The sequence below is a fragment of the Pedobacter sp. FW305-3-2-15-E-R2A2 genome (assembly GCF_038446955.1).
In the GTDB taxonomy this organism is placed as follows: domain Bacteria; phylum Bacteroidota; class Bacteroidia; order Sphingobacteriales; family Sphingobacteriaceae; genus Pedobacter.
This window is the reverse complement of sequence record NZ_CP151803.1, coordinates 1,797,253-1,812,584: the sequence shown is the minus strand read 5'-3', so window position 1 is coordinate 1,812,584 and position 15,332 is coordinate 1,797,253. Positions and strand designations below refer to the sequence as shown.

Below are 15,332 nucleotides of genomic sequence, written 5' to 3'. Positions count from 1 at the left end.
ATCAATAAGGTACCATCGTAAACATCCATTTTTGGGGATTTTTCCAGTCAGCCCCCTTAAAGGAGCCTATAGGAAGCTTGATCAGGACTTCGTTCCAGCCTTTTTTTAACCTGACTTTTGTGGGCTTCCGGAATTCATATCCCTCATCGGTTAATGGAATTTCCAGATCTCCTTTTAATCCCGGTTGGGCCCAATCCGGCGGAGCGATCGGCACTCCGTTTACCTGTATACCACTTTTACGATGGTCCCAGCTTCCTTTCTCCGGCGAATCGGAAGCATAAGAGCGCGACAAGTTATTGAACCCAATCCAAAACTCTTTACTTCCCTCCTGATCAGCCCATAACTTCGTATAAGCATACCAGGTGGTATTTTCCTGAGGGTTTTCCAGTTCGCCTTTTACCTCCGGCGCCCACCAATGCCTCAGGATGATCGTTCCGCCAACCGCTTCGAAAGCGGCCGGAAGCTGGTCTTTATCCTGTCCCTGTTGTTCCGGCATAAAGGAAGCAGACAAGTCCCCTGCATTGGTAAAAGGACCAAAAAACTTCCATTTCATTCCCGACTGGCGGACATAGGGAAATGGAAGCCCGGAGAAATACAATTCCTTATGGCGTAGTAAACGATTTTCAAAAACGGCAAAGCGGATGGCATCCTCCGATTCCGGCCGGCCAATGTTGGCAATCCAGCCTGACTTTCCTCCTCCTCTCCAGCTTCGTTCTGCAAAGGCCAGCATTGCCGGATAAACCGGATTCTGAATCAATGCATCTGCTGCTTTGGCGATCCTGCGGTCAGGCCAGTTGCAGATAATCCCACCCAGCGCATTTTCATTCCCCTGATCCAGGTTGGCAATTTGTCTGTTAAAAATAGTAACGACGCTCTCCAAAGGATCCATATGGTTCAGGTAAAGGTGCCTGGAATCAATGTACCGGATATTTTTATTCCGGCTTACTTTGGTCGCATCCTCCATCCAGAGCTGACGGATCGTGCCTTCTGTAAAATTCCCGCCGGGTTCCCATCCAATCATCTTCTTATTTAGCTTTTCAAGGGTTGCAGTGACCTCCGGAAGAAAGTTTGCATTCGTGATCCTGACCTCATCCGCCCCAATGTGCAGGTAAGGAAGGTCATAAGTCTGACAAAATTCAGTAATGATATTTTTGACGATGCGAAGACCTGTATCGCTTTGCATCTCTGTTTTCATCGCTCTTTTGAAGGCCGCACTATGTCCCGGCATGTCAATTTCAGGAATCAATTGAATATGCCGTGCTTTACAAAAGGCAATCAGCTCCTTCATTTCTGCCTCAGTATAATAATTTCCTTTGTTTCGAAGCATATTTTCCGGCGCGTGGAGCTGAGGATAAAGTTTACTTTCCAGTCTCCAGGCGATGTCTTCTGTCAGGTGAAGATGAAAAACATTTAATTTATAAGTCGCCATGACCTCAATCTGCTGTTTTAACAAAGCAACAGGCTGGAAGTTCCGGCCCACATCTGCCATGTATCCCCGCCAGGAGAAAGCAGGCCAATCTACGATTGTACAGGCGGGGATGCTTTGCGCTTTACCTGCCAATTGCCGCAAAGTTTGAAAACTATAGAACAGGCCTTTTCTATTGAATCCAAGAAGTGTGATTTTCTTTGCATTCACCTGAATCTGATAGGATTCTTCCGGAAAGGTTACCTTTTCTACCTTTCCGGTATCCAGCAGAATAAAGGAGGATCCCTTAACCGGGTTCATGCTGATTTTCAGGTTTAATCCAAGGTTGGCCAGCATCTTTTTCAGGATAACGGCCTCCTCCATCAGGCTCTTGTGCTTTAATACAATAAACTTGCAGGCCTTCAGGTCAAATGTCTCTTTTTCCCAATTCAGTTGCTGAGGTAAAGGGATTAAAGCAGGCCGTTCTGCGGTTTTCCACAGCGGTTGTGCAATTGAAATATCCGCTAAAAAAGCTAAAAGTGCAAAGATGACAAATTTCCGGAACCTCATACCTTGGTTTCTTTCTGCAGGTATTCTTCCAATAGTGTCGCACAATACCATTCCTGTCTTGGGAGATGGAAAGGTCCTTTAAACAGGTTTCCTTTTGCGGTTTGAGCCAGACTTCCATCTTTATGCAGGTACCCGAACCATTCTCCGTTTTCTTTATCGTGGAAATGTTTATAGGAATAGTCATGAACCATTTTATGCCATTTCGCATACTTTTCATCTCCGGTCATGGTATAGGCCAGTAAGGTTGCGATGATCACCTCATTATGTGGCCACCAGAATTTCATATCCTGCCAGTACTCCTGTACCGGTTTATCGTAAACATCTCTGAAATACAGGATTCCGCCATGTTCCTTGTCCCATCCCCGCTCCCACATATAGTCCAGCATCCGGCAACCAAGATCGATCAGCCGGGGATCATTGTCCCTGTATTTGGCCTCATGAAGGATAAACCAGGCCCCTTCTATCGCATGGCCCGGGTTTAATGTTCTTCCGTCAACATGGTCGATAATGCTTCCATCCGGTGCCACCTGCTCCATCACACAGCGGATATCGTCTTTCACGAAAAAAGTCTCAATCTCATTGATCCAATAGTCAATCCATTCGTCACATCTCGGATCACCAATAGTTTCTCTGAGCTGTTGTGCGGTATTCATCATAATCATCGGAACACCAATTCCTTTGGCAGGCCTGGTATCCGTAAACTTCGGCGGAAGCAGGCCTTTCTTGCTGGAGTATTCGATACATTTCCCGAACAGGTAGCGGGCTTTTTCGGCCGCTTCAGGATCTCCGCTTGCTTTTGCATAGGCTGCATTGGCAATTACCGCGAAAGTTTCTGAAAAGTAATACCGTCGTTTACGGATCGGTTTTCCATCTCGTGTGACATGGAAGAACATCTGTCCGTCTGTATCAAAGCAATATTTATTGAGAAAATCTATTCCCGATTTAGCAGCCGTCAGCCATTCGGCTTTGGCTTCAAAAGTAGTGTACAAAGTAGACAGCAACCAGGCTGCCCGGCCTTGAATCCATACGGCTTTATCGTCGTCGATCAATGTTCCATCCTGATCACGCATCAGGAGATAACCTCCAAATTCGGTATCTACAGATCTGGGAAACCAAAAGGGAACCGTATCATTTAATAATTGTTGTTTATAGAATTGACAAAGCTCTTCTAAGTGCTCTTTGGTATAGTTCATTTTTGTAAGTTTAGTTGATAGCGATGGGCATGGTAAATGTGGCGGCAGGCAATCCGGATTTATTGGTCAGATTGGCCCTGTTGAAGGGTCGCCAGCCATAACGGACCGTTTTTATCTCTTTTCCTGCCGGTAGCCGCAGCTGAACTTTATGGCCAACTATTGTTCCCGGTACCGCCAGCGTTTCCCCCTTTGCGGAGTTGAGTTCAAAACCGCTTAAAGGTTCATTATTTTTCGTTCTAAGTGTTGTACCCGGTGCAAATGAAAGCAGCAGGATTTCTCCCTGTTTTCGGGCTTTAATCGGGACAGGCCCCTTTGCGGTTACCCGTTTATGATACGTATTTTTCAGGGCCAGTAAAGCCAGTCGCATTCCGATTTCTTTCTTTTTCTTCGGATGGACATCCAGGGAATCTCCAAGATCGGAACTTACCGCCATGCCGCTATGGACAATGGCTTTTTCCAGTCTTTGCTGCATTGCTCTGAACTCCGGCCAGGCCGGATTGTCGAGCGCAGAAAGCTGGACATAGTAAACCGGAAAATCGTAGCCCCATTTCTTCCGCCAGCTATTCAGCAGGACGGGAAAGCTATGCGCATACAGTTCCGGATTGTGTACATTGCTTTCTCCCTGATACCAGATCAGGCCTTTGATTGGAAATTCAATCAGTTGAGCAATTCCGGATTCATAATTATAAGCAGGCTCATAAGGATGACGTTGCCTGATTTTAGCTGCATTTTTAAGATTGACATCCACCCTTCCCCGCGCCCATTCCATCATAAAGTCAGATTTTCGCCAGTTGGCCAGGACATCCACCAACTGTGCATCCTGTTCGAGGGTATTGCGGTCTATCCAGGATTCTATTGTTGATCCACCAACTGCCAGCTGGATCAGGCCGACAGGTACGTTTTCCGACTTCCCGATTTCCTTTCCAAAATAATAGGCGATGGCAGAAAAATCTGCCGCATTGGCGGCATTGCACAGCTTCCAATTGGCAGAGAAATAGTTCAGCTGATTTACGTTCTCCATCGTCAGGCTATCCCAGGCCGAGTTATTCGTTTCGGCGATAGACTTAAACTGCATCAGGCGTATGTTTTTATTTTCTGAAAGCCCGCTCAGTTCTGCTTTTCCTGTTTCCGCATTCCGAAGCGGGAAAACCATATTCGACTGGCCAGAGCAGAGCCATACCTCTCCCATCAAAATGTCATTTAGGGCGATGCTTCTTTTCTCCGTCTTTATGTGCAGTTCGTACGGCCCTCCTGCGGGCATTGCCGGAAACCAGACTTTCCATTTCCCATCCTTTCCCGCAGCAGTAATTTGTTTTTGATGATGAAAAACAACCTCTACCCTTTCGCCTGCATCTGCCATTCCGAATACCGGAATCGGTTGGTTCCTTTGCAAGATCATATGATCGGCAAATACGACCGGAAGTTTGAGTCCCCCGAAATTTCCGCTCAAGTTTTGGTAGACGGTTTGCGCAATGATTGCTGCCCCTTCTTTGTCCGGATGAAGGTTGTCGGCAAATAAATCCGGCCTCCGGTGCAGCGGTGTATTGAGGTCGATCAGTTCCGTCTGATTTGCTTTGGAAATCACGGGAATGAGTTGCTGAATCTGACCGTACCATTCCCTCGTACCCGATTTAAATCTCGGATGTTCGCTGAAGATCGGTGTTAACCGGCAGATGTACAGCTTAATTTCAGGATTGCTGTGCTTAAGTGTATCCAGCAACCAGGCATAATCCTTTTCAAAATCATTCCGGTATTGTGGCCAGTTTCTCGGATCAGTATCATTTAATCCAAGGTGGACAACCGCAATATCGGCTTTAAAATCAATTGCCTTAGCGAATGCCTTGGTTTGATCATAAGGCCGATGCCCTTTTTTTAACAGCGTTGCACCACTAAAGCCGAAGTTTTGAACGTCATAACCCTTTCCCAATAAATTTTGTAATACCGAAGGATAGGCTTCCTTTTCAGGGACTTTCAATCCATAACCAGCGGTCACGGAGTTGCCGATACAGGCTATTTTTATTTTTGCGTTTTGTGCCAATGCCTTGCTGTGGAAACACAGTAAACACAGGCAATAGCATGCTATTTTTTTCAAACTGCTGTTCAGGCTGATCATTTGATACCATTTTATTTGACGATCCTCTTTGTTTATTTGATAATGTCCTTTACGGGAATGCGGACAAAATAAAGGTCCCGGATTCCTTCGTATAAGATCCCCAGGGTATGGTCGTCGATCTTTGTCAGCGCCGAATAACCGAAAGAACCTCTTTCATCGACCAGCAATTGATTTGCATCCATCCAGGTTTCTCCCAGATCCAGACTCGCTTTTATCGTCAGGTCTTTACGTTCGGAAGAGGAATTGGGATTGCTAAAAAAAAGCACGTCCTTCATTACGCCTTTCACTTTGACCTTTGCTTTGATCAGGCTGCCCATGCAAACCGGATCTGCAAGGGTATGTTCGGTGGTCGGGTGACTGCTCCAGCTTTGTCCCATATCTGTGGTTGTGGCTACGCTTCTGAACTTACCACGGTTATCTCTCATGTTTAACATGATCGTTCCCGGACGGGTTTCTACCAGCTGACTTTCGGTGGTATTGGATTTTGCACCCAGACCTGCTTTCCAGCTTTGACCATGGTCATCACTATAGATCAAAGTAGAATGCGGCATTTTCTTTTCATCCCAGTATTGGGCAGGAAAAACAAGCTTCCCATCTGCCATGGCGATCCCATTTCCAGGACCCGGAAAGAACAATCTCCATAAAGGGTTTTTCACCTGAGCGGTGATGCTGTAAGGTTTTGTCCAGGTCAGGCCGTCATCGCTGCTGCTCGTCACTGCAAACTGCCCGGTCTCTTCTTCCGATAAACCCGGCCTGGAACCCGCGATCGAGCGGTTTCCCTTGCTCCATAATGCCGCAACCCAGATTTTTTTGGTTATCGGGTCAAATAAAACGGAAGGGTCCCCTACGCCATTGTTTTCATGGGGAGCACCCATATCCATAATCACTTTCATCGCTTCCCAGGTTTTCCCTCCATCTTTACTCCTGCTCATGCCCACATCAATATTTCCAGGCAGATCTGCGCTGTTCTTATAACGTGCATCATATACGGAGATCAAGGTTTCCTGGTCCGTGGTAACGATACCGGGAATCCGATAAGAGTTTACGTCGTCATCATTTGGCTTTCTCAGGGCAATTCCGATTCTGCTGTCCCGAAACTGCGGATTGCTGATCTGATGGGATTTATTCGTTTCATCAAGGACGTTCAGCAGCTTAATGGTCAGGTGATGATCCGGATCTGCGTTCTCTTTTAAACCCGCAGAGATCCAAAACAGGTGCTGACCAGGTTTCAGTTTCAAGGGCAATTCCATCTGAAAATTTTGCGATGAAAGGCTGATCGCGCTAATTAAATTCCGGGAATCCAGTTCCTGTTTTTCATTGCTGCCGTATATTTCCAGGCGCTGAACGTCCTGTAATGTTTCCTTACTGACTGCAGCACGGATCGACTTAAATGAAGTCTCCCCGGCGGCTTCCGGAACCTCCACCATAATGCTAATCAACGGATTTATGGCATTCCTTTTCAGAACCGGATGAACCGGTCTGCGTTCGGTGATTTTAATCCGGCCGGCGAGTTGCTGATCCGTATTTAGTCTTTGGCTGCAGCTGCTCAGGCCTACCATGACCAGGAGCATGGAAAAGAGGAAACATTTATATTGTTGTGAAATCATTTCTTTTAATTTTAATTTAAGACACTAGTTTTCTGCAAAGTCGTTGGCTTTGGGACGAAGGAAATAGAGCTGTACGATCAGGGCCAGCAGGACGATAATTGCCAGCATGGCAAAGTCTTTCCCCAGGCTGCCGGCATCTGAAGATTTACCCAGCAGATCGGTAATAAAAGCACCAAAGAATACCCCCGTCATGTTCATCAGCCCATAAGCAGTTGCCCTATACTTTGCAGAGACAAACTGACAAAGAATGGGCATGTTATTGGCATCAAACATACCGAAGCCCAGGCCAAAGCAAAGTGCAGCGCCAACCACATGAAAAAGGGAATGGCCAAAACCTAAAAACAAGAGCGAAGGGATCGTTAATCCCAGGCCGATGGCACTGGTATAGATTCTTCCTTTAATATTTTTTTGCACCCATTTATCTGACAATATTCCGCCGAATATTACGCCGATAAATGAAGAGGCAGCGATCGTAATCGTCGACAAAGGACCGGCAGTGGCCATAGGAATATCCAGATTTTGCGCAAAAAGCGTAGGCAACCAGTTCTTTGCTGCCCATCCCGGCAGACTTGGAACCGCAAAATAAAACAAGATGATCCAAAAGGAGATGTTGGTAAACAAAATGGCGAAACCTTTAAACAGAGCAGGTTTCGTGGCCTTCTGCAGGTTCATCTTTATGGCATCCACTGAAGGATCAAGATCATCCGTAATGTTCTTTTCTCTCAGAAAGAAAACGAGAATCAGGGCATACACCACCCCAATAATTCCAAATGAGTGGAAGGTGGCCTGCCATGAAAATCTATCGGCGATGGTCGCGCCAAATCCCCCCAGGGCCTGGCCCATGTATAAACCCGTCATATGGATTCCAATCGCCAGAGATCTGGTTTTCGAAGAATGGAAATCGGCGATCAGCGACAGTCCGGCGGGAATATATAAAGCTTCACTTACCCCCATTAAGGCCCTCAGCCAATAAATTTGATTGAAAGTTGTTGCATATCCCATCAGATAGGTAACCAGTGACCATACAAACAGACTTCCTACAATCAGCCATTTCCGGTTAAACCGGTCGGCGATAATTCCGGAAACCGGACTCATGAAGCCATAAATCCATAGAAAAATTGCCATCAGGTAACCAAAATTTGTGGCCGACTGTAATTCTGCGATATCTATTTGCATCGCAGGTTTCATCGTAGACAACATCTGTCTATCCATATAATTTAATAAAGCCACCACCCATAGCAATCCAACGACTACCCAGGCATATCTCTTTGAGTTCTTCATTTCTTATTCTTTATTTTCCCCAACATGATGTTGGGTGTCCGGATTCCTGGTTTAATCTCTCCGCTGGACAGTACAATCCCCCCGTCCCATTTTGTGGCACTGGCAGTTACCTGTGCAGGGAAAGGCAATTCCCCTATTTTAGTCCAGGTATTTGTGCTGATGCGGTATTGTAATATTCCTCTGTAAAAACCCTGATGCTGAGTACTCAGTTTGTTTTTTTCTGTAGTCAGCCTTGCCCGTTCTGCGGCATCATTACTTGTTGAAATCTTAGAAAGATAGGTTTCAATCTGATGAAAGACCTTTCCATTGTCGCCACCAAGAAGAAGGATATGGTCCTGGTCTGCCATGATCCCCGCACCTGCAGAGAAATTAAGGGTTTTTGTCCCCTCTGAAATACCCGCAAGCCGGGTCCAGCTTTGTTTGAGCGTATGGTAGGCAAACACCGTCGAGTTTAATCCGCTGATTCCCGAAGGATTTTTTGTTCTTCCACCGATCACATAAATAACGGCTTTCCCATCTGCGACCACCACTGCATTGGCCAGTGCAACCGGGAGATCCGGGTGTGCTTTCCATTCTGCAGCGGGAGTTTCCAGATCCAGGCTAAAAATGGCATTTGAAGAATGGTCAGACCCGTCTCCACCAACGGCATAAACTACGTTTCCAATGGCGGTTAATGCCAGGTTAGTCAGCGCTAAAGGCAGGTTTGGCAGCGGTTTGATTTCGATCTTATGATCGGAGGAATTCCAGTTGAGGAGGAAAGCCTTATCGGACAGTCCTTTTTCATTTTCTCCTCCCGCATACACCAATCCGGCTTTTGTCGAGGTATTTCCGCAATAAGCAATGGCCTCAGGCAATTGTTCGGTTATCTTTTTCCAGGCGAAGCCGGGACCTGATTTTTCCAGGATATGAATCTCTTTTGAATACTGTTTCCTGCCACCTTCCCAGGGCATTTTATCAGGAAAGTTAGCGCCACCGGCGATGATCAGCTGATCTGCAGATACGGCATTAATCGCTCCTGCAAAGCCAATGGAGGTACTGCCATCCTTATTTTGCAGTTTGGCTGCAACAGACCATTCGATTTGTTGCATGGGCGTTCTCTGAGCGAAAACAGCTGTTGTCGTCAACATAAGAGGGATTGATATATAAGATAAATAATTACGCATTTGATTTGAAAGTATCGAAGCCAAGTGCTTCTACCTCATTTTTAAAATCCCCGAACCGTTCCTCAGTCATATTTTTTACCGGCAGTCTGAAGCCACCACAATCCAGCCCTACGACTTTCATATAGGCCTTGCCGGTAGCTATTCCTCCATATTTACCTAATAATCTGATCATATCAATTGATTTTTGCTGGAGGAGTTGTGCTTTTTTAAGGTCGTTATTTTCAAAGGCGGCGATCATATCGTAATACAATGGCGCGGCATAATTGAAGGTACTTCCTACTGCGGCTTTAGTACCTAAGACCAATGCCGACAACATATTTTCATCACGCCCCCAAAGCATGTCGTATTTACCATCGTTGAAATGTATACAAGATAAGAAATCCATAAAATCTTCGTGGGTATATTTTACCCCTGCAAAATTAGGCACCCGTCCATCGATCGCCTGCAACAGATCATACATGGCAAAGCCCACACCGGTAAGGACAGGAATATGGTAATAATAAAAAGGCATTTTGGGAACTACTGCGGCGATCTCTGCGCAGATATCAGCCAGGACCTGCACGTTAGCCGGTTTGAAATAAAACGGAGCTGTAAAAGAAATGGCGTATAAACCGATTTGTTCGGCATATAACGCCAGATCCTTACAATCAGCAACGCTGGTTCCCCCCAGAAACATCATTACCTTAAAGTCTGTATCTTGTGTCGTGCAATCGGCCCATGCCTTTGCCACCTGTTTCTTTTCTGTCATGCTGAGCGAAACGCCTTCCCCCGTGGAACCACAAATGAAAGCTCCGGTCACCTGATTTGATTTTAGAAACTGATAATATTGTGGAATCAGCTCCAGGTTAACTGCGCCGTTTTTCTGCATTGGGGTAAAAGGGGCTGCAATCAGACCTTGTAAATGTTGAATTGTCATTCTATGTAATTTTAGCTTTCGAAATGTGTTTTCTTTTAGGAATGGCCTGAACTTAACGTCCCACCATTCCTAAGGTATAGCGGTAATAAAAAGGTTAAAACTGCGGATAACCCTCTGTCTGTTTCAGGGCCCGGTTATTGGTCAGCGAGGCCCTGTCTACCGGCCATAATAATTTATAGGCCTGTACAGAAGACAGCGTCGTATTGGCAAAAACAAAGCTATCGCCCATACGTCTGAGGTCATACCAACGCTTTCCTTCTCCAATAAATTCGAAGAAGCGTTCTTTCAAAATCGCTTGTTTGACCTCTGTATCACCTGGCATATTGGGAAATCCCTGAACAGCTTCGCTATAATTCGCGCCATAAGCTCTGGCCCTGATTTCGTTGATTTCTGAAGCCGGGCTTTCTCCCAGTACCTCTTTAGCCTCTGCCAATAACAAGAGCAGATCAGCATACCGGTAGATTGGAAAATCATCCGTATACTTTCTGTTTCCTGCATCCTGCTGTCCCTGATATTTTCTTAGGAAACACCCTGCAATCTTATACGTTCCCGGAGAAGGCAAGGTATAAGCCGCCTGAATAGAAACATCCCTTCTCGTATCCTTTTCATTGAATTTGCGGTAGGTAGCGGTTTTTACCGGAGCACGCAATAATCCCCCATAATTTTCGGCCGTTACCGTAAATTTCCTGTTCGCTAAAGAATCGTAAAAGTTGGCAATCAATCCTCCCTGAGGCGTAAATGCTGCCGGGATGAAACTCATTTCCGCTTCATTCAAGGCATTACGGCTGGCCAGAATAATTTCTTTATTTCCTTTATTTGTTCCCGAAAAAACTTCTGCATAAGGTTTGTTCAAAGGATTGGCAGAGGTGGTCAGTAATCCCAATCCGGGTACTTTGGACTGGATGTCTGTCAGCGCTGTTTTTGCGATCAGGGCATCGGCAGCTCCACCTGCCCTATGGGCAGTCCACAGGTAAACATCTGCTTTTAACATCAGCGTTGCTGCTTTAGACCAGTACCCTTTATTTCTCTTAATCGTATAATCTGTTCCGAAGTTTTCTTCAGAGCGGTTAATGTCCTCCTTAATGAGTTTCATGACCTCCGTTTCCGGTGAAGCTGCTTTGGCCAGGTTAAACAAATCCAGGGACCCTGCATCCACAAACTCGGTTTGAATCACCGTTTTACCCCAACTGCGGTACAGCTGGTAATAGTATTGTGCGCGCATGCCATAAGCAATGCCCAGGTAATATTTCTTATTCGTTTCCGTCACGACATTACCCGTATTGAGCTTATTGATAAAGAGGTTCAGCTGATTGATGTTCGTATAAAAACCACCGAAATTACTGATACCAGGAATGTCCAGGTTCAGATCATGGAGCCACATGCGCTCCAGCCCCTGGGAAGCCTCCCCGGTAAAAGAGCCTGTAGTTCCCGGATCATTTCCATAGATATCCGACCTGAGTTCTCCAAGGTACATAAAGCTGGAATTGTGACCACGGAATTTACTATGTACCCCGGAGAGAAATGCATCGTACTGATCCGTTGTTTTCCAGAAGTTCTCATCACTCAGGTTACTCACCGGTGCTAAGGCCAGGTCTTTTTTACAGGCACCTAAGGTGACCATCAGCAGGCCTGCAGCTGCTATTAAATTTCTATAATTCTTTTTCATGAGCTGTAATGATTAAAAAGAGACTTCCAGTCCGAATACAAATGATCTTGCTGTTGGGTAGGTTCCGGTATAAATACCGGTCATGTTGTTATTGGCATCTATTGGTGCTTCCGGTGTTGGACCGCTAAACTTTGTCAGATAAAACAGGTTGGTTCCCGTCGCATAGATTCTGGAATTGGCCAGAATTTTTGTCTTTTCCATCCACGCTTTAGGCAAAGTATAAGATAGTGTTACTTCCCTTAGCGCCAGGTAATCTCCTTTTTCATAGAACCTGGAATTATTGCCGTTTAAGACCGAAGATGCATTATTCGCCCTGGTGTAATTTTGTTTTGAGCCGACTACCTGATCTGCGAAATACACTTTAGGTACGTCCGTATCTGTATTGGCAGGTGTCCATGATTGTTTCATCAGATCGATGTAATTGAAGGTCCCCTGGTAATTCCCCATCGTTCTTGCAACCAGGTCATTGTAAATCGTATGTCCTAAGGCAAACTCAAATCTGGTATATAAGGAGATTCCTTTATAGCCCGCATTGATGTTAAAACCACCTGTCCATTTGGGCATGATGTTTCCCAGGTATACCTGATCACGGGAATCAATGATGTGATCTCCATTTACATCTTCCCAGTTTACATCTCCAGGCGTAATCTTCCCTCCTGTTCCTGCCGGAAGGTTTGGACCGGTAATGTTGGCAATGGCATCCGTTCTGTTTCCGGCGATGCTGGCAACTTCCGCTGCATCTTTAAATATAGAAAGCTGTCTGAAGCCATAAATATCACCTATAGCATGTCCTTCCTGAATTCCACCCACCCAGATCAGCTGGCCTGACTTCTGATCGAAGACCTGTAAACCACCCTGTCTGTTGTTTTCATTTCCATTGAAAGGAAGTTGCAATACCTTGTTTTTCACAAAACTCGCATTGGCGCCAAGGCTCAGGTTAAATCCACTTTCTGTGCTCAGCACCCTTGCATTTACGGCAAATTCATAACCTTTATTCTGCAGTGTTCCTGAGTTTGTTTTTAGTGGCGGATAGCCGATATAGCTTGGCAAAAGCAGGTCCGTTAACAAATCAGAAGTGCGGCGGTCGTAATAATCAAACAACAAAGTTACCCTGTCGTTCAGCAAACCGATATCAATCCCCGCTCCGGTTGTTTTGCTCTTCTCCCATCTTAAATCCTGATTGGGTAGTTTATCATGGAAAAATCCACCAACCCCATCATAATTTGCAGGAGAACTATAGACCCCCTGAACTTCATAACGGCCCAGGCCGGCAATGTTGCCATTTACACCATAGCTTAGTCGGGGTTTTAGGGTAGACACGTATTTATTCAAGCCTGATTTACTGAAGAATTCTTCTTTATGTACGTTCCATCCGGCAGAAATTCCGGGAAAATAACCCCATCTGTTCTGTTCCGGTAAACTCGATACGCCATCCGCTCTGAATACTGCAGTAAACAGGTATTTTTGATCGTAATCATACACGAATCTGCTGAATACCGAATTGATCTGGTATTGAGATTTTTCACTATAATTCACTTTTTCCCCGTTCAATGTCGCAGGGAACACTGTAGAGGCATTGATGGTTGGAATTTCGTCTGTAGGCGCATTCTGACCATACAGCTGTGAATTTATGGTCTTCACTAAAAATGTTTCCATTCCGCCCATGACATTAAAACTGTGCTTGCTGACTGTTTTATTGTAATTTAAGATCCCGTTAAACTGCGTTTGAAAATCTCTTCTCAAGGTATTCTTTGCATCTCTGCTGCTGCTGGCTACAGACTGGGGATTAGAAAAGATATTCGTGTAAAGCTGGGTTGATTTCTGAAAAGATTCATCCCTGCGGTCCAGTAGATAAGCATTTCCTGTTCCTTTAAAATATAGGCCAGGTAAGAGGTCCCATTTTACGGAAGCATTTGCCACCACTTTATTCACTTCATTGCTGCGTTTTAAGCGGCCCAGCCAATACAATGGATTTCCATCGCTAACACCGTTTCCCGGATTGGGTTGTGTTTTGGCTTCATCTATCCATGGATTAAAAGTAGGCCAGATGGCCATGCTCCGATACAGGGAATTCACTTCGCCACCCACGGTTCCGATTTGGGAAGAGGTAGAAAGCGTCACGCCTCCGGCAACTTCAACCGTTGGTTTCACTTTATAGGAACCGTTTATGTCGCCGGTATAACGTTTGTATTTAGAGCCGACAATTACGCCATCTTCATTATAGGCATCAAAAGCGGCGAAGAACTTACCTTTATCGTTGCCACCCATTGCATTGATATAATGGTCCTTAGTATAGGTATTTTGAAATACCAGGTTTTCAATTTCCCCACCATGATCTTTATACATGATCTGTCCACCATAAGGATCATCCATAATATCCCATCCGGAAGGGAGCTGTGTTGTTCCCGGAACATAAGAGCGGATGTCGAAACTCGCCAGGTTGGCCACATCAGTGAGCAGGCCCAGACCTCTTGAACTATTTACCTGGGCCAGCGTTCTGTTGGCATTCAGGTAACCCTGACGGGTATAATAGATATAATCTTTTGCCCCTAAATATTGGTAGCCTTCCCTGTTTTGGTTGTATCCGCCTGTAAATTTATAGGAGATCTGTGCGGCGCCCGCTTTACCGGTTTTGGTAGTAATTAAAATCACCCCGTTATTGGCTCTTGCGCCATAAATTGCTGTGGCAGAAGCATCTTTCAGGACTTCCATGGAAGCAATATTTTCAGAAGAAATGTCATTGTAATCCCTGATCACTCCATCTACGATCACCAAAGGTGACCCCGGACTATTGATCGAGGCCCCACCCCTGAGGAAAACGACTGGCCCGGCACCGGGTTGTCCTGTTTTGTTAATGACCTGCAGACCGGATATCGTTCCCTGCAAAGCACTTCCCACATTGGAGCGTGGCGCATTGGCCAGTACTTCCTTATCCAGCTTTGCAATAGAGCTGGTTACGCTGCGCCGGTTTTGGGTACCATACCCTACCACCACTACTTCATCCAGATTTGCGGAAGCAGGTTTCAATACCACTTTTAAATTGTTGGTGTTCCCGACCTTGACCTCTTGAGTCAGATAACCGACATAAGTAAAGACCAATACATCGTTTAAGGAGGCTTCTATGCTGAAGTTTCCACGGAGATCCGTTTGTGTACCTGATTTGGTCCCTTTCAGGGAAACACTTACACTGGGAATGGACTGCCCATCATCCTCGCCGGTAACCGTTCCGGTTACCTTTTTGCTCTGTGCAAATACGGCTGTTGAAAAAAGCAGGCCGCAGATCAGAACAATTGGTTTTAAGTAAAACTGGTTCATACTATTGGTTTATGGTTAGCATTATGTTATACATAATATCACTAATATGAGGGTTATATTTATTGAATGCAAGAAATATTTAAAGAAAAAATCTTTAAATATT

General features: G+C 45.5%; 9 protein-coding genes. All 9 read right to left on the bottom strand.

The window, feature by feature from the left end; translation table 11 throughout:
• Position 1: 1 nt before the first annotated feature.
• Positions 2-1,975 (bottom strand): beta-N-acetylhexosaminidase, encoded by a 1,974-nt coding sequence (locus AAFF35_RS07525; RefSeq protein WP_342331810.1) that lies wholly within the window; start codon positions 1,973-1,975, stop codon positions 2-4.
• Positions 1,972-3,168: an AGE family epimerase/isomerase gene (locus tag AAFF35_RS07520; RefSeq protein WP_342331809.1), complete on the bottom strand. Its 1,197-nt coding sequence runs from the start codon at positions 3,166-3,168 to the stop codon at positions 1,972-1,974. Before AAFF35_RS07520 ends, AAFF35_RS07525 begins: the two co-directional genes overlap by 4 nt.
• A gap of 10 nt (positions 3,169-3,178) precedes the next feature.
• Positions 3,179-5,281: a GDSL-type esterase/lipase family protein gene (locus AAFF35_RS07515; RefSeq protein WP_342331808.1), complete on the bottom strand. Its 2,103-nt coding sequence runs from the start codon at positions 5,279-5,281 to the stop codon at positions 3,179-3,181.
• Positions 5,282-5,313: 32 nt separating this feature from the next.
• Positions 5,314-6,888 carry an exo-alpha-sialidase gene (locus AAFF35_RS07510; RefSeq protein ID WP_342331807.1) on the bottom strand — a complete coding sequence of 525 codons (1,575 nt, stop codon included), beginning with the start codon at positions 6,886-6,888 and terminating at the stop codon, positions 5,314-5,316.
• A 24-nt stretch (positions 6,889-6,912) separates the two neighbouring features.
• Complete coding sequence (locus AAFF35_RS07505) at positions 6,913-8,169, bottom strand: MFS transporter (RefSeq protein WP_342331805.1); 1,257 nt, start codon at positions 8,167-8,169, stop codon at positions 6,913-6,915.
• Positions 8,166-9,296: a galactose oxidase gene (locus AAFF35_RS07500; RefSeq protein WP_342331804.1), complete on the bottom strand. Its 1,131-nt coding sequence runs from the start codon at positions 9,294-9,296 to the stop codon at positions 8,166-8,168. Before AAFF35_RS07500 ends, AAFF35_RS07505 begins: the two co-directional genes overlap by 4 nt.
• A 28-nt stretch (positions 9,297-9,324) precedes the next feature.
• Positions 9,325-10,248 carry a dihydrodipicolinate synthase family protein gene (locus AAFF35_RS07495; protein ID WP_342331803.1) on the bottom strand — a complete coding sequence of 308 codons (924 nt, stop codon included), beginning with the start codon at positions 10,246-10,248 and terminating at the stop codon, positions 9,325-9,327.
• Positions 10,249-10,342: 94 nt separating this feature from the next.
• Positions 10,343-11,914, bottom strand: coding sequence for a SusD family outer membrane lipoprotein NanU (nanU, locus tag AAFF35_RS07490; protein WP_342331802.1), 1,572 nt, complete (start codon positions 11,912-11,914; stop codon positions 10,343-10,345).
• Between the two features lie 12 nt (positions 11,915-11,926).
• Positions 11,927-15,229, bottom strand: a complete 3,303-nt coding sequence (locus AAFF35_RS07485; RefSeq protein WP_342331801.1) for a TonB-dependent receptor — start codon at positions 15,227-15,229, stop codon at positions 11,927-11,929.
• Positions 15,230-15,332 lie beyond the last annotated feature (103 nt).